This window comes from Pantoea sp. Seng (assembly GCF_009829935.1).
Classification (GTDB): Bacteria; Pseudomonadota; Gammaproteobacteria; order Enterobacterales; family Enterobacteriaceae; genus Pantoea; species Pantoea communis.
Genome location: NZ_SZZV01000005.1, coordinates 139,649 through 160,098, shown reverse-complemented (window position 1 = coordinate 160,098; position 20,450 = coordinate 139,649). Strand labels below are relative to the sequence as shown.

The 20,450-nt window shown below is 55.1% G+C and carries 18 protein-coding genes and 1 other RNA gene; 6 read left to right on the top strand and 13 right to left on the bottom strand.

What is annotated here, in order from left to right; all coding sequences use genetic code 11:
* Nucleotides 1-295: 295 nt before the first annotated feature.
* The 4 genes from ubiI to FD737_RS06770 are packed head-to-tail and all read right to left on the bottom strand — an operon-like array spanning nucleotide 296 to nucleotide 4,646.
* Nucleotides 296-1,498 carry an FAD-dependent 2-octaprenylphenol hydroxylase gene (gene ubiI, locus FD737_RS06785; protein ID WP_160833073.1) on the bottom strand — a complete coding sequence of 401 codons (1,203 nt, stop codon included), beginning with the start codon at nucleotides 1,496-1,498 and terminating at the stop codon, nucleotides 296-298.
* 20 nt (nucleotides 1,499-1,518) lie between these two features.
* Entirely contained in the window at nucleotides 1,519-2,697 is a 1,179-nt protein-coding gene (ubiH, locus tag FD737_RS06780) for a 2-octaprenyl-6-methoxyphenyl hydroxylase (RefSeq protein ID WP_160833072.1), read from the bottom strand.
* Complete coding sequence (pepP, locus tag FD737_RS06775; RefSeq protein ID WP_160833071.1) at nucleotides 2,694-4,016, bottom strand: Xaa-Pro aminopeptidase; 1,323 nt, start codon at nucleotides 4,014-4,016, stop codon at nucleotides 2,694-2,696. The genes ubiH and pepP overlap by 4 nt, the downstream gene beginning before the upstream one ends.
* 48 nt (nucleotides 4,017-4,064) lie before the next feature.
* Nucleotides 4,065-4,646 carry a YecA family protein gene (locus tag FD737_RS06770; RefSeq protein WP_034823202.1) on the bottom strand — a complete coding sequence of 194 codons (582 nt, stop codon included), beginning with the start codon at nucleotides 4,644-4,646 and terminating at the stop codon, nucleotides 4,065-4,067.
* A 170-nt stretch (nucleotides 4,647-4,816) separates the two neighbouring features.
* Between FD737_RS06770 and zapA the strand changes: the two genes are divergently transcribed.
* The 3 genes from zapA to FD737_RS06755 all read left to right on the top strand — a co-directional run bounded on the left by zapA (nucleotide 4,817) and on the right by FD737_RS06755 (nucleotide 6,163).
* The gene (gene zapA / locus FD737_RS06765; RefSeq protein WP_034823204.1) at nucleotides 4,817-5,146 is read left to right on the top strand and encodes a cell division protein ZapA; all 330 of its coding nucleotides are present in this window, start codon (nucleotides 4,817-4,819) and stop codon (nucleotides 5,144-5,146) included.
* A 39-nt stretch (nucleotides 5,147-5,185) separates the two neighbouring features.
* A non-coding RNA gene (gene ssrS, locus FD737_RS06760) (6S RNA) lies at nucleotides 5,186-5,369 on the top strand.
* A gap of 188 nt (nucleotides 5,370-5,557) precedes the next feature.
* Complete coding sequence (locus tag FD737_RS06755; protein ID WP_097118032.1) at nucleotides 5,558-6,163, top strand: 5-formyltetrahydrofolate cyclo-ligase; 606 nt, start codon at nucleotides 5,558-5,560, stop codon at nucleotides 6,161-6,163.
* A 74-nt stretch (nucleotides 6,164-6,237) separates the two neighbouring features.
* Here the strand turns inward: FD737_RS06755 and serA are convergent, their stop codons facing one another.
* Complete coding sequence (gene serA / locus FD737_RS06750) at nucleotides 6,238-7,476, bottom strand: phosphoglycerate dehydrogenase (RefSeq protein WP_034823209.1); 1,239 nt, start codon at nucleotides 7,474-7,476, stop codon at nucleotides 6,238-6,240.
* Nucleotides 7,477-7,766: 290 nt separating this feature from the next.
* On the bottom strand, nucleotides 7,767-8,426 hold the full coding sequence (rpiA, locus tag FD737_RS06745; protein WP_058961895.1) for a ribose-5-phosphate isomerase RpiA: 660 nt from the start codon (nucleotides 8,424-8,426) through the stop codon (nucleotides 7,767-7,769).
* A gap of 181 nt (nucleotides 8,427-8,607) precedes the next feature.
* Between rpiA and FD737_RS06740 the strand changes: the two genes are divergently transcribed.
* The gene (locus tag FD737_RS06740; protein ID WP_034823211.1) at nucleotides 8,608-9,513 is read left to right on the top strand and encodes a LysR family transcriptional regulator ArgP; all 906 of its coding nucleotides are present in this window, start codon (nucleotides 8,608-8,610) and stop codon (nucleotides 9,511-9,513) included.
* A gap of 106 nt (nucleotides 9,514-9,619) precedes the next feature.
* On the opposite strand, the gene FD737_RS06735 is transcribed toward FD737_RS06740, so the two are convergent.
* On the bottom strand, nucleotides 9,620-10,351 hold the full coding sequence (locus FD737_RS06735) for an oxidative stress defense protein (RefSeq protein ID WP_045814671.1): 732 nt from the start codon (nucleotides 10,349-10,351) through the stop codon (nucleotides 9,620-9,622).
* A 218-nt stretch (nucleotides 10,352-10,569) separates the two neighbouring features.
* Between FD737_RS06735 and FD737_RS06730 the strand changes: the two genes are divergently transcribed.
* Complete coding sequence (locus FD737_RS06730; RefSeq protein ID WP_097118034.1) at nucleotides 10,570-11,877, top strand: MFS transporter; 1,308 nt, start codon at nucleotides 10,570-10,572, stop codon at nucleotides 11,875-11,877.
* Here the strand turns inward: FD737_RS06730 and FD737_RS06725 are convergent.
* The gene (locus FD737_RS06725; RefSeq protein ID WP_058961893.1) at nucleotides 11,864-12,562 is read right to left on the bottom strand and encodes a hypothetical protein; all 699 of its coding nucleotides are present in this window, start codon (nucleotides 12,560-12,562) and stop codon (nucleotides 11,864-11,866) included. The genes FD737_RS06730 and FD737_RS06725 overlap by 14 nt on opposite strands.
* A 59-nt stretch (nucleotides 12,563-12,621) precedes the next feature.
* On the opposite strand from FD737_RS06725, the gene FD737_RS06720 reads away from it, so the two are divergent.
* Complete coding sequence (locus tag FD737_RS06720; protein ID WP_370523027.1) at nucleotides 12,622-14,898, top strand: FAD-dependent oxidoreductase; 2,277 nt, start codon at nucleotides 12,622-12,624, stop codon at nucleotides 14,896-14,898.
* Here FD737_RS06720 and argO read toward each other — a convergent pair.
* The 5 genes from argO to epd all read right to left on the bottom strand — a co-directional run bounded on the left by argO (nucleotide 14,877) and on the right by epd (nucleotide 20,146).
* Nucleotides 14,877-15,500, bottom strand: a complete 624-nt coding sequence (gene argO, locus FD737_RS06715; protein WP_160833069.1) for an arginine exporter ArgO — start codon at nucleotides 15,498-15,500, stop codon at nucleotides 14,877-14,879. The two genes, FD737_RS06720 and argO, sit on opposite strands and share 22 nt — an antisense overlap.
* Before the next feature lie 171 nt (nucleotides 15,501-15,671).
* Entirely contained in the window at nucleotides 15,672-16,541 is an 870-nt protein-coding gene (mscS, locus tag FD737_RS06710) for a small-conductance mechanosensitive channel MscS (RefSeq protein WP_097118038.1), read from the bottom strand.
* A gap of 188 nt (nucleotides 16,542-16,729) precedes the next feature.
* Nucleotides 16,730-17,809: a class II fructose-bisphosphate aldolase gene (gene fbaA, locus FD737_RS06705; RefSeq protein WP_034823221.1), complete on the bottom strand. Its 1,080-nt coding sequence runs from the start codon at nucleotides 17,807-17,809 to the stop codon at nucleotides 16,730-16,732.
* A 102-nt stretch (nucleotides 17,810-17,911) separates the two neighbouring features.
* A complete protein-coding gene (pgk, locus tag FD737_RS06700; protein WP_097118039.1) occupies nucleotides 17,912-19,075 on the bottom strand; it encodes a phosphoglycerate kinase in 1,164 nt (387 codons plus the stop codon).
* A 51-nt stretch (nucleotides 19,076-19,126) separates the two neighbouring features.
* On the bottom strand, nucleotides 19,127-20,146 hold the full coding sequence (gene epd, locus FD737_RS06695) for an erythrose-4-phosphate dehydrogenase (protein ID WP_160833068.1): 1,020 nt from the start codon (nucleotides 20,144-20,146) through the stop codon (nucleotides 19,127-19,129).
* Nucleotides 20,147-20,450: the final 304 nt, after the last annotated feature.

The window sequence follows — 20,450 nt, the reverse complement described above, 5'->3', positions numbered from 1 at the left end:
GAACACACGCCTCAGTACGGGAAATAGGTCCGGCGAACCCGCGACACCTTCATTAGTTAAAGTAATGCGAATTGGCGAGTAAAATTAGAATAAATCAAACGAGGCGCAATTTGAGTGCAGAGGCGCACCAGAGCAGTGCATAGGGTGAAAGAGCTAATTAAAATGCGCTTGTCCAATCACAGCCTGCAACGTCCCAGTGCAGACGTAACTGTCACTTTAGGAGCGGCTTTTGGTATGACGAGACAGTGAATCAAGCAAAAAAATGGCGCCTGTATCGGCGCCATTTGAAGAGAGTTTAGCGAATCCAGCTGGGCATATCATTCAGCCCCATGGCCTGCTTCAGCATCATCGGTTTTACGCCCGGCAATGTGTCAGCCAGTTTCAATCCCACATCACGCAGTAGCTTTTTCGCCGGATGGGTGCCGGCAAACAGCTCACGGAATCCCTGCATACCCGCCAGCATCATTGCTGCACTGTGCTTGCGACTGCGCTCATAACGACGCAGATACAGGTGCTGTCCGATATCTTTGCCTTCCTGATGCAGGCGACGAATTTCACCGATCAGTTCTGCGGCATCCATGAAGCCAAGGTTAACGCCCTGTCCGGCCAGCGGATGAATGGTGTGCGCGGCATCGCCCACCAGTGCCAGGCGGTGCGCGGCAAAGTTACGGGCATAGCGCGCCATCAGTGGGAAGGTTTTGCGCTCGCTTTCAACATGGCACAAGCCGAGGCGCATATCGAAGGCGACCGACAAATGCTGGTTGAATAATGCTTCTGGCATCGACTGCACGCGGGCCGCTTCCTGCGGTGAGAGCGACCAGACGATAGAGCACAGGTGCGGGTCCTGCATAGGCAGGAACGCCAGAATGCCGTCGCCATGGAACACCTGACGCGCAATCGCATCGTGCGGCATATCGGTGCGGATATTGGCGACCAGCGCGTGATGATCGTAATCCCAGAAGGTAATCGGGATATCGGCTTTGTCGCGCAGCCACGAGTTTGCCCCATCCGCGGCAATCAGCAGGCGCGCACTCATCATGCTGCCGTCCTGCAAAGTGACGAACGCTTCGTTGTCGCCAAAGGCCACCTGCTGCAACTGCGCAGGGGCAAATAAGGTGATGTCGCTACACTGGCTGGCGCGCTGCCACAGTGCGCTGTGAATCACTTCATTTTCAATAATATGGCCGAGATGGGATAAGCCTTGCTGCTCATCATCAAAGCTGATGGAACCAAAGCTGTCTTGATCCCACACTTCCATCCCGTGATAGGCACTGGCGCGCAACGCCAGGATACTGGACCAGACATCCAGCTTTTGCAGCAGACGTTCGCTGGCAGCATTGATCGCCGAGACGCGAATCGATGCGGCGCTCGCTGGATCAAATTGTGGCTCAGGTGCTTTCTCCAGCACGGCAACACGCAGGCCGCTGCCCTGTAATCCGCAGGCGACGGCCAGACCTACCATACCGCCACCGGCAATAGCCACATCAAATGTTTGCATTGCTGCCCCTTAATTCATGCTCAACGCTTCACCCAGCCGAGCGTGCGCGCGGCAAGTGGGTTTCGCAGCCATGGCAGATGGTCCATTGCCACCAGCCCAAGATTTCTTCCCGCCACTAAGGGCGCATAACGATTGGCAAACAGTCGCACCAGACCATCGGTCACGCCGATTGTCGCGGCGCGATCCGGTTGACGGCGTGCAGCGAAGTGCTGCAAAACGCCATAGCCGCCAACATCCTGCTGCTGACGATGCGCGCCTGCCAGCGTTTCCGCCAGCGACATCACATCGCGCAAGCCCAGGTTAAAACCCTGGCCCGCAATAGGATGCAGCGTTTGCGCCGCGTTGCCCACCAACGCCAGGCGATGCGCCACCTGACGCTCTGCGGTTTGCAGCCCCAGCGGATACACTTCGCGCTGGCCGGCATGGGTGAAACGCCCTAAGCGCCAGCCAAACGCCAGCTGAAGCTCGCGCAGGAAAGTTGCATCATCCCACTGTTTCACCGTGGCTTCAGCCTCAACGGGGTGGCACCACACCAGCGACATGCGATTGCCAGACATCGGTAACAGCGCCAGCGGGCCGTACTCGGTAAAGCGTTCAAACGCGCGACCCTGATGCGGCTGCTGCGTGGTGACGTTGGCGATCACCGCCAGCTGCTGGTAATCGTCCCGCTGCCAGCTGATGCCACAGGACGCCGCAAGGGGCGAACGTGAGCCATCGGCTGCCACCAGCAACTCGCCCTGTAGCTGCTCGCCGCTGTTGAGTGTCACCGTGACAGATTCAGCTGATCGCACCACCGTCGTGACGTAATCCGGGCAGCGCAGCGTCACACCAGGCGCACTTTTCAGACGCTGGAACAGGCGCTGGCCCACATCAAACAGCTCAACCACCTGCCCCAGCGCCGGGACCTGGTAATCCTCCGCCTTGAGCTGCACAAAGCCGGTGTGGCCACGGTCAGAGACGTGGATATCCGTGATCGGCGTACCGCAATCTGCGAGCGAGCGCCACACATCGATATCCGCCAGTTGCTGACAGGTGCCCGCCGCTAACGCAATCGCACGGCCATCAAAGCCCGGATGTTTGCGGCTATCCGGCAGACTGCGCTCAATGAGCGTGACGGGCAGTTGGCCTTGCGTCAGATGCGAAATCGCCAGCGCCAGGGTTGCCCCGGTCATGCCGCCGCCTGCAATCAAAATGCTCATGCGTGGCGTGCCGCTGCCATCAAGGCTTCAATTGCGTCGGCATCTTTTACTACGCTGTCGGTCAGGTTTTCGTTGCCGTCAGCGGTGATCACGATGTCATCTTCGATACGGATACCGATACCGCGATACTGCGGTGGGACTTTCGCATCCGGCGCAATGTACAGGCCAGGTTCAATGGTCAGCACCATGCCCGGTTCGAGAATGCGGTCACGGCTTGGTGTACCGTAATGGCCGACGTCATGCACATCCAGCCCCAGCCAGTGACTCAAGCCGTGCATGAAGAACGGGCGGTGCGCCTGCTCTTCGAACAGCGTATCGATATTGCCTTCCAGAATGCCGAGATCGACCAGACCGGTGATCATGATGTGCACCACTTCGTCATTGACGTCGTGGATGCTGATGCCAGGGCGGAACATCGACAGCGCTTTGTACAGCGAGGCCAGCACGATGTCGTAAATCTCGCGCTGAGGTTGCGTGAATTTGCCATTAACCGGGAAGGTGCGGGTGATGTCCCCGGCATAACCGTGGAATTCACAACCCGCATCAATCAGCACCAAATCACCATCGCGCATTTCACTTTCGTTTTCGGTGTAATGCAGGATGCAGCCGTTCTCACCCGATCCCACAATGGTGTTGTAAGAAGGGAAACGTGCGCCGTGGCGATTGAATTCATGGTGAATTTCGCCTTCGAGCTGATACTCAAACATCCCCGGACGGCAGGCTTGCATCGCACGAGTATGCGCCAGCGCACTGATTTTTCCCGCACGGCGCAGGATTTCAATCTCAGCTTCGCTTTTGAACAGGCGCATATCGTGCACCCAGGGACGCCAGTCGGTGACAGTGGCAGGCGCGCTGAGATTCTGACGGAAGCCGCGACGCAGTTTTTCCAACGCGCTGAACACCCGTTGGTCAGCTTCTGCGTACTCACCCTGAGCGTGATACACCACATCAAGCCCGTTGAGCAGCTGATGCAATTGCTCACCGATGTCATCCCACGGTAAAGCGCGGTCAACGCCAAGCTTAGCGGGTGCGGCATCTTGCCCGAGGCGGCGGCCAAACCAGATCTCAGCGGTAAGGTCGCGAACACGATTGAACAGCACGCTGTGGTTATGCTTGTCATCACTTTTGATCAGCACTAGCAGCGCCTGCGGTTCATTGAACCCGGTGAAATACCAGAAGTCGCTGTTTTGGCGGAAGTTGTATTCCGTGTCGTTGCTGCGGGTCACTTCAGGTGCAGCGAAAATCAAAGCGGCGCTGCCAGGTGCCATACGGGCAATCAGCGCCTGACGACGTTGCTGGAAAGTATCCAGTGTAATCATGTTTGCACTCCCTGTTGAAACGGGCACCACGCGCCCGCAATAACGCACTTAGTGTAACGTTGGCTTTTGCACTTCCGGCGCAGTTGGTGTGTGCTGACGAGTGAATGTGTCATGGCAAAGCAAGGCCGCCACGCGCACATACTCAATCACTTCTTCCAGCGACTGCTCCAGCTCTTCCTGATCTTCATCTTCGTCGTAACCGAGCTGCGCGATGGTGCGCAAATCATCAATCGCTTCGCCGGTTTCGCCAGTGACTTTATCCAGCTTCGGCTGCGTAACGCCTAAGCCGAGCAGGAAATGATTGACCCAGCCCGCGAGCGCATCCGCGCGATCGAAGACGGTGATGTCATCATCTTCCGGCAGCATCAGCTGGAACATGAAACCCTCGTCTTCCAGCGTATTGCTCAGATTTTCATGCAGCGCCTGCAGCGGCTGTGACAGGCTTTGTGAAAACGCCATGCCTTCGTTGGTGAGGTCATGGACCATGGTTTTCCAGCGGGTGTCTTTATTGCCACCACACAAAATGCCGGACAGCAATCCGTGCATTTCGGCTGGCGTCATGCCCACGCCCTGCTGAGAAAGGGCTGCGGCTAGCGCGTTGTAACCAGGAGTTTCGTTCTGTAAAGACATAGGCTTTGGTCGTCGTTGGCAGAATAAGTTCGTGTTATGCTACCACCAGGTGCCTCAGGGTTTCCAGAAAAGGGGTTGTAACTTATATCGCGGCTCTATATAGTTGCGCACCTCCCAACCCATTGACAGGTAAGGGAGATGCGAACAGAGTAATCAGTCAGGATGGTGGCATGTCTGCACAACCGGTAGATATTCAGATTTTTGGTCGTTCATTGAGAGTAAATTGTCCTCCCGAACAGCAAGATGCGCTGAATCTGGCTGCTGAGGATCTCAATCAACGGTTGCAAGATTTAAAAGTTCGCACTAGAGTCACCAATACAGAGCAACTGGTGTTCATCGCCGCCTTAAATATCTGCCACGAGCTGGCACAGGAAAAAGGCAAGACGCGCGACTATGCAGCAAACATGGAACAACGTATCCGCATGCTGCAGCAGACCATTGAACAAGCATTAGTTGAGCAAGGTCGCATAACTGATCGCCAGGGCCCTAAATTCGAATAACACTTCATGGTACTCGTGTTAGAGTGACGGTGAAGTCAATTTTCTCTGAGATGTTTGCAAGCGGGCCAGTCCCCTGAGCCGATATTTCATACCAACAGAATGTGACGCTCCGTAACCTGTGAGCATGCTCGGTCCGTCCGAGAAGCCTGATGGTTGCGACGGCATATTCACCTTGAACCAAGGGTTCAAGGGTTACAGCCTGCGGCGGCATCTCGGAGATCTCCTCTTTCGTCCCCTTCGCCAGAGACTCATGTTTCAGCAAGGCGGCAAGCAAATGAATCCCAATCAGCTTAACAAATTGAGTGATTGGGGTGCATGAGCGCAGTTAACCCCCTGTACCTGAAGTATGACGCGAATCTCCCGCTTCGCATGATATAGTTGGCCAAATAGCCGACTCTGCCGGGGGGCATCATGACCGCACCTTCCCTACTTGATCGCCAGGACATTCGTCAGCATGTGCGCCATCTGCGTCGCAACCTTACGCCTGAACAGCAGGAACAAGCTGCCGATCTGCTCGCCGAGCACGCTATCAACTTTGCGCCTATCGCTAATGCTCAACGCATCGCGCTGTTTTTATCTGTCGATGGCGAAATCAACACCCGCCCGCTTATTGCCAAGCTGTGGCAGCAGAAAAAGCAGGTTTATTTGCCGGTACTGCATCCTTTCGCTCCCGGCCATCTGCTGTTCCTGCGTTATACACCTGAGACCTCACTGACCCCGAACAAATTGCGCATCCCGGAACCGCCGCTGGATATCACGCAGATGGCCACACTCGATCAGTTGGATGTGATGCTGGTGCCGTTAGTGGCATTTGACCACCAGGGTCAGCGATTGGGCATGGGGGGAGGTTTTTACGATCGCACCCTGCAGCACTGGCAGCAGCATGGCTTTTTACCGATGGGCATTGCGCACGATTGCCAGCGTGTTGAGGCATTGCCAGTCGCGGCATGGGATGTCCCCTTGCCTGCTATTTTGACGCCGTCAAAGCTGTGGCAATGGGATAGCGCCGAACGATAAAACAAAGGGCGCCAAACGATGTGGCGCCCTGAGCAATCAGCAAGATGAACGGGCACACTCGGTGCCCTGAATCATCAGTACAGCAGACGGGCGCGAATGGTGCCCGGAATCGCTTTCATCAGCTGCAGCGCTTTTTCCGCCACATCTTCTTCTGCATCGATATCGATAACCACATATCCCATCACCGGAGAAGTTTGCAGATACTGAGCGGCGATGTTGATGCCCTGTTCGGCAAAGATCTGGTTAATCGCGGTCAGCACGCCAGGACGGTTCTCATGGATGTGCAGCAAGCGGCTGGCGCTGGCAGCGTGCATCGGCAGAGACACTTCCGGGAAGTTAACCGCAGATAGCGTAGAACCGTTGTCAGAGTATTTCGCCAGCTTGCCCGAGACTTCCAGACCGATGTTCTCCTGCGCTTCCTGAGTCGAGCCCCCGATATGTGGCGTCAGGATCACGTTATCAAACTCGCACAGCGGTGAGTTGAAGGGATCGCTGTTGGTCGCCGGCTCAACCGGGAAGACGTCGATAGCCGCACCGGACAGATGCTTGTTAGCCAGCGCATTGCACAGGGCTGGGATATCAATCACGGTGCCGCGTGCGGCGTTGATCAGCAGTGCACCCGGCTTCATCAGCGCCAGCTCTTCTGCCCCAATCATGTTCTGCGTTGAGGCGTTTTCTGGTACGTGCAGGCTGACCACGTCGCTCATGTTCAGCAGATCGGACAGGTGGCGAACCTGAGTCGCATTACCCAGCGGCAGTTTGGTTTCGATATCGTAGAAGAACACGTGCATGCCCAGGCCTTCTGCCAGTACGCCCAGCTGCATGCCGATATGGCCGTAACCAATGATGCCCAGCTTCTTACCACGCGCTTCGAACGAGCCGTTAGCCACTTTGTTCCAGATACCACGGTGTGCTTTGGCGTTCGCTTCAGGAATCCCGCGCAGCATCAGCAGCATTTCACCAATTACCAGCTCAGCCACCGAACGGGTGTTAGAGAATGGCGCATTGAAGACCGGCACACCGCGTTTTGCGGCCGCATTCAGGTCAACCTGGTTGGTACCGATGCAGAAGCAGCCTACCGCGACCAGCTTCTCAGCCGCCGCAAAGATCTCTTCAGTCAGTTGGGTACGGGAACGGATACCAATGAAGTGCGCATCGCGGATGGAGGACTTCAGCGACTCCGCATCCAGTGCCCCTTTGTGGAATTCGATGTTGGTGTAACCTGCAGCACGCAGATTATCCAGTGCACTCTGGTGAACGCCTTCCACCAGCAGGAACTTAATCTTGTCTTTTTCCAGTGATACCTTTGCCATTTCCCGACCCTATTCAGAATTCAACGAGGACTACCATAAGGTAGCCTTCTGCCAAAATATCAAAAATTTCGAGCGCGGCAATACAAACGATTGCCTGACCGCCAGCACGCGCCCACGTTGAGGCAGCACAAAGCCGTACAAAATCGTGGGATGCGAGTGCGCCGAAGTACGAATCTGCTGTTGATGAATCTTTTGTGACATAAGTCACCAAATTTCACCCCAGCAAGAAAAGATGTTTTGCAGATGGAAATAAGCGGCGCAGCACTCGCGCCGGTGAATACGCTATCAGATCAATAAGTGATGGTTTTCACACCCTCTGCGGTGCCGATCAACGCCACATCAGCACCACGCGCAGCAAACAAGCCCACGGTAACCACGCCCGGCAGTGCATTGATGGTTTTTTCCAATGCAATCGGGTCGAGAATACGCAGATTATGCACGTCGAGAATAATGTTGCCGTTGTCGGTCACCACGTTCTGACGATACTCCGGCTGGCCCCCCAGCTTCACCAGTTCACGCGCGACAAATGCACGCGCCATCGGAATCACTTCCACCGGCAGCGGGAAGTTACCCAGGATATCCACCTCTTTGGAGGCATCCGCAATGCAGATGAACTTCTTCGCCACCGCTGCGACAATTTTCTCACGCGTCAGCGCTGCGCCGCCGCCTTTGATCATCTGCATCTGTGGATTGATTTCGTCGGCGCCATCAACGTACACCGACAGCTCATCCACATTATTCAAATCAAAAACCGGAATCCCCAGGGCTTTGAGTTTTTCCGTCGAGGCTTCCGAACTGGAGACCGCGCCTTCAATCTGATCTTTCATGGTGCCAAGCGCATCAATAAAATGCGCCGCTGTTGAACCGGTGCCAACGCCAACAATGGTGCCGGGTTGCACGTACTGCAGTGCTGCCCAACCAACCGCTTTTTTCAGTTCATCCTGGGTCATGGTATGTTTAAAACCTGTGCGACATCGAAGTGCGCGTAGTATAAAACAAGGCGTCGTGAAAATGCGCGGCTGTTAACGCATCGATTTAAGCCTTTGGAAGCCAGCCCGCAAAAAAGCGCCGCAGCACAATATGACAGTTTTGTGGCATAGTACTTTCCATCCTGAACGAGAGAGAACAACAATGAAACGCCCGGATTATCGAACGCTTCAGGCGCTGGATGCTGTGATTCGCGAGCGCGGTTTTGAGCGTGCGGCCCAAAAACTCTGCATCACGCAGTCTGCGGTGTCACAGCGCATTAAACAGCTGGAAAATTTATTTGGTCAGCCGCTGCTGGTGCGTACCGTGCCGCCGCGTCCGACCGAGCAAGGACAAAAACTGCTGGCACTGTTACATCAAGTCGAGTTGCTGGAAGAAGAGTGGCTGGGTGATGACAACGGCGGCACCACGCCATTGCTGCTGTCACTGGCGGTCAACGCCGACAGTCTGGCGACCTGGCTGCTGCCTGCGCTGAAAGATGTGCTGGCCGATTCACCAGTGCGCCTGAATCTGCAGGTCGAAGATGAAACCCGTACTCAGGAACGCCTGCGTCGTGGTGAAGTGGTTGGTGCTGTCAGTATTCAACCGCAGCCGCTGCCAAGCTGTCTGGTGGATCAATTGGGTGCACTGGATTATCTGTTCTGCGCCTCGCCGGATTTTGCTGCGCGCTACTTCCCGAATGGCGTCACGCGTTCGGCTTTGTTGAAAGCCCCTGCGGTGGCGTTTGACCATCTCGATGATATGCATCAGGCGTTTTTACAGCAGAACTTTGATCTGTCCCCGGGTAGCGTACCGTGCCACATCGTTAACTCGTCGGAAGCCTTCGTGCAACTGGCGCGTCAGGGTTCGGTGTGCTGTATGATTCCGCACTTACAGATTGAGCGTGAACTGGCACAAGGGGATTTGGTGGATTTGACGCCGGGTCTTTATCAGCGTCGCATGCTTTACTGGCACCGCTTCGCGCCAGAGAGCCGCTTAATGCGCAGCGTGACGGATGCATTGATTGCACACGGTCATCGCGTATTGCGTCAGGATACGGCGACAGCCTAAGCCCAATTGCAGACGAGCATAGCGGCGCGATTTATAACGTAAATGAACAGCAGAATTGCTGCCGTTCAGCGTCATAAATCACGCCGCTATGATTCAACACATCAGATTACTGAGCCGTATTCGGCTTGATTTCGAACACCACATCGACCTGATCGTCAAAGTGAATGCTCTGCTGCTCATAGGTCTGCTGCGCGGTGGTATCCGCAGGTGCGGCAGCCGCTTTGTACATGCGCGCCATTGGCATTGGCTGATAGTTCGCCACGTGATAGCGGATGCTGTATACCGGGCCTAATTTCGCGTTAAAGCCTTCTGCCAGCGCACCGGCCTGCTGAGTGGCGTTAGCAATCGCCGCTTTGCGCGCCTGATCTTTATAGGCATCAGCATTCGCCACGCCCAGCTCTACTGAACGGATTTCATTCAGGCCGGATTTCAGCGCGCCGTCCAGCAACTCATTCAGTTTATCCAGCTGACGTAAGGTCACCTGCACCTGACGCACCGCACGATAACCTTTCAGTACGGACTTCCCTTCTTTGGTGTAGTCATACTCGGGTTGCGTGCTCAGGTTTGCCGCATCAATATCTTTCTTTTCGATACCGTTCTTTTGCAGGAAATCGAAATATTGCGCCACGCGGTCATCAGCTTGTTTTTTCGCATCTGCCGCATCTTTCGAAGAAACATTCACCACGATGGAGAGTGTCGCGATATCCGGACGGGCATCAACGCTTGCCTGACCTGAGGTCACAACATGCGGGCCATTCGGGACTTCACCCGCTTGTACCATCGCTGACATTACGCCCGTGCTCATAACGGCGGCCAGCGCCAGTGCTTTCAGTTTCACGAAAGTCCTCCTTGAAGGTTCAATTTACAGGTCGCCACTATGGCTAAACCTAAAACACATTACTATGCGTGATGGTCTGAGTTTGAAATCACCAAAAAGTTCGGATAACGGCGTTTTTAACGTATCCGCGATCGCAAAACTATGCTGACAGATTCGCGGAAAGTTCGCCTTGGTGTTTCTATTAAAGAAACAATTCTAGCCTCCGGGAGAGTTGTATTATGACAGAACAGCCCCTTAGCCACAGCGCCGTTGCCGTTCGCGCCGGACGTACCCGATTCCTGATGTTAGGCCTGGTGTTTATCAACATCATCATCAACTACATGGATCGCACCAATCTCTCCGTGGCCGCCACGCAAATGGCCGGCGAACTGCGCTTTACGCCGATGGAGATGGGGTTGATCTTCTCGGCATTTGGCTGGATCTATGCGGCGCTGCAGATCCCCGGAGGCTTTCTTATCGATCGTCTCGGCGCGCGACTGGTGTATGGCGTAGGACTGTTTGCCTGGTCATTGATCACCGCTCTGCATGCGCTCGCCAACAGCTTCGGTGCGCTCTTCGGACTACGTCTGGGCGTTGGTGCTTTTGAAGCGCCGGTGATGCCTTCGAATAACCGCGTAATATCCAGCTGGTTCCCGGAACAGGAGCGTGCCAGCGCCATCGGTATTTACTCCTCGGCCCAGTTCGTTGGACTCGCCTGCATGACGCCACTTCTGTTTCACGTGCAGGATGCCTTTGGCTGGCGCGGACTGTTTCTGATCACCGGTGTGGCCGGGATGATCTGGGCGCTGGTGTGGTATCTGCTTTACCGTGAGCCACATGAGCATAAAGGCGTGTCAGAAGCCGAATTAAACTACCTGCGCAGCAACGGTGCCTTACTCGAGAGCCGTCAGCACACGCTGCAGCCGAAGGCCCGCTGGGCCGATCTGGCACAAATGTTCCGCAGCCGCAAACTGGTGGGTATCTATATCGGCCAGTTCACCATCTCCGCCACCTTTTGGTTCTTCCTCACCTGGTTCCCGACCTATCTGGTGGAGTATCGCCATATGGGCTTCATTAAAAGCGGCTATGTGGCTTCCGTGCCCTACTTCGCCGCTTTCTGTGGCGTACTGCTGGCAGGTTTCGCTTCGGATCGCATGATACGCCGAGGCGTGTCGCCCAGCGTGGCGCGTAAATTGCCGGTGATCCTTGGCCTGTTCCTGACGCTGTTTATTCTTGGCGCCAATTACACCGACGACGCCACGCTCATCGTGCTGTTTATGTCGCTGGCGTTTTTTGGCAACGGCCTCGCGACCATCACCTGGGTGTTTGTCACTGCACTGGCGCCGCGCCATCTGATTGGCTTAGCGGGCGGCGTATTCAATTTCACCGGCGCGCTTTCTGCTATTGTGGTGCCGATTGCCATTGGCGCGTTGATCGATGGCGACAATTTCGCGCCAGCACTCGGCTTTATTGCCGTGCTGGCCGCGATAGGCATTTGCAGCTATCTGTTCGTGGTCGGGAAAATCGAGCATGTCAGCGCGCACTGATCAGCACTTTCGCCAGCGACTGCAACTGCGTCACCCGCTGCTGCAGATGCGCATCGTCTGCCTGCCAGATTTTGGCAAACGCCAGCGCTGCGCGGTTGTTATTGATTGGCTGCGCCATGCTGATTTCGCCGTCATCACGGTGCCAGATCAAGTGGTTTGCATCACGCTTGCGCGCCAGCAACGGCGCCATCTGCGCCCACTGTTCGTCGGTAAATCGTGGACGCAACTGCTCATCACTCTCTGTCGCCAGCAGCGACACACCAATCACCGACTGCCACGCCGGCAGCATGCGGAAACCGGCCAGCGCCTGGCTGGCACTGGTGCGCTCACCCGGTTCGGAGTGCCAGATGTAAATTACCTGGTCCTCCCACAACACGCCCAGCGCCACCACGATGTCGCGTGGCGCGTGTGCTTCCAGTTGCGGCAGCGCCTGGGCAAACAGCGAGGAGCCGCGAATCGCCTGCGCCGCCAGAGCATGAATCCCCGGGCCGGGCAAATAGCGGCGATGTTCGTCCTGAATCGTTAGGCCAATCGAGGCCATGGTCATCAGCAGGCGGTTAACGCGTGTGCTGTTCATGTCCATCTGTCGCGCCAGTTCACGGCAGCCCACGGCTTTATCGCTGGAAACCAAATACTGCAAGCAGCGAATCCCATCAATCAGGCTTTGGTTGGGTTGAGAAGACATAGTTCACCCTGTGGCGCTCAAAACACCAATCTTAGCTTCAGCATGACAGGAAGCAAATGATGCAGACTTTCTCTTCGCAAAATGCGCGTCACTTCCCAGAGCAAAAATTACAGGCCGATTTGTTGGTGGCGGGCGGTGGGCTCGCGGGCGTGTGTGCCGCACTGGCCGCCGCGCGTGACGGATTACAGGTGGTGTTGGTTCAGGATCGCCCGGTGCTGGGTGGCAACGCATCGAGTGAAGTGCGCTTGTGGGCCAACGGGGCGACATCGCATATGGGCAACAACAACCGCTGGGCGCGCGAAGGCGGCATCATGGGCGAGATCATGGAGGAAAACCTGTGGCGCAACCAAGAGGGCAATCCGGTGCTGTTCGATATGGTGCTGCTGGATTTGGTGCAGTCGCAGCCCGGATTAACCCTGTTGCTCAATACCGTGGTCACCGATATCGAGAAATCAAACCGTCATTTGCAATCGGTGCAGGCCTTCAACGCCATCAATCAGACCCGCTATCACGTTAAGGCCTGCCAGTTTATTGATGCCAGCGGCGATGGCGTGCTGGGATATCTGGCGGGCGCAGCGCATCGCGTGGGTGCGGAAACCGTTGAAGAGTTTGGCGAAAAGATGGCGCCAGGCGAACATTTTGGCCACAAACTCGGCCACTCAATCTACTTCTACACCAAACGTACTTCGCAGCCGGTTCGCTTTGTCCCGCCCTCTTTTGCGCTTAAAGAGATTACCGCCATTCCGCGTTACAAACGCCTGACCTCCGATCTTAACGGCTGTGATTTGTGGTGGCTGGAATGGGGCGGACGGCTCGATACGGTGCACGAAAGCGAAACCATCAAATGGGAGCTGTGGAAAATCGTCTGGGGCGTTTGGGATTACATTAAAAACTCCGGCGAGTTCCCGGATGCCGATAACCTGACCATTGAGTGGGTAGGATTAATTCCCGGCAAACGCGAGAGTCGTCGCTTCCTTGGCGACACCCTGCTCTGCCAGCAGGACATCATCGAACAGCGCGATCACTACGACGCCGTCGCCTACGGCGGCTGGTCGATTGACCTGCATCCGGCCGATGGCGTCTACAGCGAACACGATGGCTGTCGCCAGTTTCACAGCAAAGGCACCTACACCATCCCGTTCCGTGCGCTTTACAGCCAGTCGCTGGATAATCTGCTGCTCACAGGTCGTTTGATTTCAGCCACTCATGTGGCCTTTGGCAGTGCGCGCGTGATGTGCACCTGCGGCGTACTGGGTGAAGTGGTGGGACGTGCGGCGGCGATCTGTCAGCAGCAGCAACTCACGCCAGCACAGTTAGCCCAGCCTGCTCACGTAACGCAGCTGCAGCAACGCCTGCTGCGCGAAGGGGCATACATCCCACGCCAGCAGCTTGCAAACCCGGTCAGCGATGCGCAGATCGAGGTCAGCAGCACCCTGCAACTCAGCGCCCTGCCCGCCGATGGCGGTTGGCAGTCGTTGCAATCGCGCTGTGCGTTGCTGCTGCCACTGAAAGCCGGTGAGCGCTTACCGGCAATATTCGTGCAGCTTCGTGCCAAACAGACGCAAAAACTGCAGGTTTCGCTGCTCAGCAGTGACAATCCGGCCAACACCTGCGGCGATCAGCACATCGCCAACCAGACAATCACGGTTAACGACCAGGGCAGCTACCGCCTGAGTTTTGATTACCGGGCGGATGTCGATCGCTATTTGTTTATCGCCTTCGAAGAGCAGCCAGAGATTGAAGTGGCACTTACCCGCCAGCGCTTGCCAGGCGTGATGATGGTGTTCAACAGCCTCAATCCGCGCGTTGCCAAACGCACAAGGCAGATCAATGACGGCGATTACGGCGTGGACGAGTTTGATTTCTGGCTGCCGCGCCGTGCGCCACATCAGGTGCTGCTGGCGTTCGCACTGGAGACGCCGCTAAAACTCTGGCATCGCGATTATTTACTCAACGGCAAATTGCGTCCGGAACAGCACACCAACTGTTGGGTGCCAGCACTGGATGATGCTCAGCCGACGGTCACCTGGCGATGGGAACTACAGCAACACGCACGCCAAATCACCCTGCTGTTTGATAACGACTTCGACCATGCGATGGAGACGGTGCAGATGGGTCATGCGCAGGCAGTGACGCCGCACTGCACCACACATTACCGGTTATGGCTGGATGAGATGTTACTGGTGGAAGTGAAGGACAATCATCACTCGCTATGCCACCACGTCGTGCCGCAGGATGTCAGTTTCCGGCAGATACGCTTAGAGCTGATCGCCAGTGCGGGCGCGCTACCCGCACTGTACGGTTTACATCTGCATCAGAACGCGGCAATGCCCTGACGCGCTAACTGGATGGCGATAAACCACATCACGCCGCCCACCAGCAGATTGATGATGCGCTGAGCACGCACGGTGCGCAGTCGTGGCGACAGCCACGCTGCCAACAATGCCAAACCAAAAAACCAGATAATCGATGCGCTCACCGTGCCCAACGCGAACCACTGGCGTGCGGCGGTAGAAGGCAGCTGACTGCCCAGGCTACCGAGCACCACGAAAGTATCGAGGTAGACATGCGGATTGAGCCACGTCACCGCCACGATGGTAGCAATAATGCGCCAGCGGCCTTGCTTCATCACTGCATCATCGGCCAGCGTCACATCGCCCTGCCACGCGCTGCGCAGTGCGCCCCAGCCGTACCACAGCAGAAACGCCACGCCGGCCCAGGTAATTAGCATCAGCATAATGGGGGATTGATTTAGCAGCGCACTGCCGCCGAAGATGCCGCCGCAAATCAGTACGATATCGCTCAGGGTGCACAATCCTGCAGTCATCAAATGGTAGTGGCGTTTAATGCCCTGGTTCATCACGAATGCGTTTTGCGGGCCCAATGGCAGAATGAGTGCAGCCCCAAGAGCAAGCCCTTGTAAATAAACAGATAACACGTTGATAGTCCTGAATAACGAGGTAATGCGATGCAGTATAGTGACGCGAGGATATTAGTGGAAATTGAAAGATTTAATCAGGCATTAGAGAAAATAATAAGGTCGCCATAAATGACGACCTTTATACGATGTTGTGCAGTTTACCGTTCAAAACACAAGGCTACTGAGTGATTACTCGGCTTGTGCAGCTTGCTGCTCACTTTTAACCTGGTGCAGATGCACATCCATCTGCGGATACGGAATGCCAATACCCTTCGCGTCCAGTGCACGTTTGAAGTTCTTCAGCAGATCCCAGTACACGTTTTGCAGGTCACCGCTTTTGCTCCAGCAGCGCACCACAAAGTTCAGTGAAGAGGCGGCCAGTTCGTTCAGTCCGATCTGAATCCCCATCTCTTTCAGCACACGCTCATCGGCTTCGACGACTTCACGTAATAGCTCGATCACCTGATCAACGTCCGCATCATAGGCCACGCCGATAATAAACTCGTTACGACGAATCGGCTCACGCGAGAAGTTAACGATGTTGGCGGCGATGATTTTACCGTTCGGGATCACCACGATTTTGCCATCCACGGTTTTCAGCGTGGTAGAGAAAATCTGCACGTTTTGCACTGTACCCATCACGCCCAAATCAACGAACTCACCGGTTTTGAACGGACGGAAGGTCACCAGCAGCACGCCCGCTGCAAGGTTGGACAGAGAACCTTGCAGTGCCAGACCCACGGCCAAGCCAGCGGCGCCCAGTACGGCAATCACCGAGGCGGTTTGCACGCCCACGCGACCCAGCGCCGCAATTAAGGTGAAAGCGATAATGCCGTAGCGCACCAGGGCAGAGAGGAAGTCTGCAACGGTAGCGTCGATATGACGCGCCTGCAGCACGCGATTAATCGTATTTGAAACGATACGCGCAATGAACATACCAATAATGATGGTGATGATCGCCGCAACGATATTCACCGCATAGCTCAGGATCAGTGCCTGATTACGTACCAGCCAGCCGCCGGCACTGTTAATGCCATCGACGACATTTAAGTCTTCCATTTGTTAGCCCTGTTGTTGAGTTTCCCGCAGGAAAATGCAAAAACGGCCAGATCAGCTCCGGCACTCCCGTGTACAAGGGTAAACAAAAATGGCATGAAGCGCCAAAGATGGGCTGAATTTACTCACTATTCCGAATCGAATGCATAAAAAAAGGCCCTTTCGGGCCTTTTTTGTACTGTAAGGAAAAATTACAGCACGTCGACAGCGTTCAGCTCTTTGAAAGCCTGCTCTAAACGCACAACCATTGAAGCCTGTGCAGAGCGCAGCCATACGCGTGGGTCGTAATATTTCTTGTTCGGGCTATCCACGCCATTTGGGTTACCCAGCTGGCCTTGCAGATAGTCTTCGTTCTTTTTGTAGTACTGCAGGATGCCGTCCCAGGTCGCCCATTGGGTATCGGTATCGATGTTCATCTTGATTACGCCGTAACCAATTGACTCTTCGATTTCTGCAGCAGAAGAACCTGAACCTCCGTGGAACACGAAATCCAGCGCGTTGTGCGGCAGATTGTGTTTCTTGGTCACGTATTCCTGAGAATCACGCAGGATGGTTGGAGTCAGTTTCACGTTGCCTGGCTTGTACACGCCGTGCACGTTACCGAATGAAGCGGCGATGGTGAAACGCGGGCTGATTTTGCTCAGCTCGGTGTACGCGTAATCAACGTCTTCTGGCTGGGTGTACAGGGCAGAAGCGTCCATGTGGCTGTTGTCCACGCCGTCTTCTTCACCACCGGTGCAACCCAGTTCGATTTCCAGGGTCATGTCGATTTTCGCCATGCGCGCCAGGTATTTAGAAGAGATCTCGATGTTCTCTTCCAGTGACTCTTCTGACAGATCAATCATGTGAGAGGAGAACAGTGGCTTACCGGTTTTCTTGAAGTGCTCTTCACCGGCATCCAGCAGACCGTCGATCCATGGCAGCAGTTTCTTAGCACAGTGGTCGGTGTGCAGAATGACTGGCACGCCGTACTGTTCAGCCATCAGATGCACATGGTGCGCACCGGCGATAGCGCCGAAGATTGCTGCACCCTGTGGCTTGTCGGTTTTGAAACCTTTACCGGCGATGAAGGCAGCACCACCATTGGAGAACTGAACGATGACCGGCGCTTTAACTTTGGCCGCAGCTTCCAGTACCGCGTTGATGGAGTCCGTGCCGACGCAGTTAACTGCAGGCAGAGCGAATTTGTTTTCTTTCGCTACTTGGAAAACTTTCTGAACGTCATCACCAGTGACAACGCCGGGTTTTACGAAATCAAAAATTTTAGACATGGTTGTGTCCTGTTTCGTTACCGTTCATCCCACAAAGGGACGTCGATTTTTTGCCCAGGATGGGCAAGCCTTCAGACGGCGCCGAAGCGCCGCCCCCAAAAATTACTGCTTAGCGCGCTCTTCCAGCATTGCTACAGCGGGCAGTTTTTTACCTTCCACGAACTCGAGGAATGCGCCACCGCCGGTAGAGATGTAGGAGATCTTGTCTTCGATACCGAACAGATCAATCGCTGCCAGGGTATCGCCGCCGCCCGCTACAGAGAACGCGTCGCTGTCTGCAATCGCGTTCGCCACGATTTCGGTGCCTTTGCGGAAGTTCGGGAATTCGAACACGCCAACCGGACCGTTCCACAGGATGGTTTTTGCCTCTTTCAGCAGTTTTGCCATCGCCTGTGCGGTTTCGTCACCGAAGTCCATAATCTCTTCGTTATCCGCCACTTCGGAAACCTTTTTCACGGTTGCCGGGGCAGTTTCAGAGAATTCCGTTCCGACGCGTGAGTCGGTTGGAACCGGAATACCGTGCTCGTCACGCAGCTTTTTCGCCGCTTCAACGAAGTCTGGTTCGTACAGTGATTTACCGACGTTGTTGTCGATAGCCACGAAGGTGTTAGCGATACCGCCACCAACGATCACGGTGTCAGCGATTTTCACCAGAGACTGCAGCACGTCGAATTTGGTCGACACTTTAGAACCACCAACAACCGCCACCAGCGGACGCTGTGGGTTGCTCATGACTTTACCCAGCGCTTCCAGCTCAGCAGAGAGCAGCGGGCCAGCACAAGCGATAGGGGCGAACTTGCCCACACCGTGGGTTGAAGCCTGCGCACGGTGCGCAGTACCGAAGGCATCCATCACGAACACGTCGCACAGGGCGGCATATTTCTTCGAAAGCGTCTCTTCGTCTTTCTTCTCGCCTTTGTTAAAGCGCACGTTTTCCAGCACCACCAGTTCACCCGCGCCGACTTCAACGCCGTCGAGGTAGTCTTTCGCCAGGGTCACGTTAGTGCCGTTCAGTTTGTCTTTCAGGTAGTTAACAACCGGCAGGAGCGAGAACTCTTCGTTGTATTCACCTTCGGTCGGACGACCCAGGTGAGAGGTAACCATCACTTTCGCGCCCTGTTTCAACGCCGCTTCGATGGTAGGCAGAGAAGCACGGATACGTGCATCTGACGTCACTTTCCCTTCTTTCACTGGCACGTTGAGATCGGCACGGATCAGAACGCGTTTACCAGCAAGATCCAGATCGGTCATCTTAATTACAGACATGGTGAACCCTCTCGTTGATTCTCATAAGTTTTGCCAGACGCAGTCCGCGTCTTACCTGAAACCGCTTGCGGCCATTGCTAACGTGGTGTCGATCATGCGGTTAGCAAAGCCCCATTCGTTGTCACACCAAACCAAGGTCTTGATCAGGTGATGACCACTGACCCGCGTTTGCGTGCCATCGACTATGGCACTGTGCGGATCATGGTTAAAATCTACTGAGACTAACGGTAATTCCGTATAGTCAACTATACCACGAAACGCCCCTTCTGACGCGTTTTGCAGCAACGCATTGACATCACACGCCTTCACGGCTTCACGTACCGAAACGCTCAAATCAATGGCTGTCACGTTGATCGTGGGCACGCGCACAGCGATGGCTTCGAAGCGGTCATTAAATTTCGGAAAAATACGGGTAATGCCAGCAGCAAGACGCGTATCCACCGGAATGATCGATTGGCTGGCGGCACGGGTACGACGCAGATCGCTGTGATAGGCGTCAATCACCTGTTGGTCGTGCATCGCCGAGTGAATCGTGGTCACGGTGCCCGATTCAATACCGAAGGCGTCATCCAGCAACTTGATCACCGGAATAATACAGTTGGTGGTGCAAGATGCGTTGGAGACAATGCGGTCAGTTTGTTTAAGAGCCTGTTCGTTTACGCCGAACACGACGGTGGCATCTAAATCGTTACCGCCCGGATGCGAGAACAACACCTTCTTCGCGCCTGCTTGCAGATGCGCTTCGCCATCTGCGCGGCTGCCGTACACGCCGGTGCAATCCAATACGATATCGACGTTCAGTTCCTGCCATGGCAGTGCATCGATATCGGCCAGGTGCAGAATGCGGATGGTGTCGTCGCCCACGAACAGTTGATCGCGCTCCTGGCGCACATCCCAGGCAAAGCGGCCATGGCTGGTGTCATACTTCAGCAAATGCGCCATGCCGGTGGCTTCAGCCAGTTCGTTGATCGCCACCACGGTAATTTCAGCGCGGCGGCCGGTTTCATACAACGCACGCAGCACATTGCGTCCGATACGACCAAAACCATTAATTGCTATGCGAACGGTCATCTCACTTCCTGCAACAACAGCCAAAAAAACGTGCCAAATACCTTGAGCGTTTCGCTGCGTTTTGTACAGGGAATTATTGCCCGCTTAACGTTGCAAAATGATGCCGCTCAATTGCAACTGAAACGGTTCAGCTAGAATAAAGCATGCGCGGAATAACAGGAATGATTGCGATCAATTGCGCTGCTGATTATTGGATCTACGTCACATATTTCGCATGTAAAAATTATTACTGCAGGAATAATTGAAGCGTTTCAGGTTGAAGGCGGGGTCTGAAATGAAAAAAGGTGCGCATAAAGCGCACCTT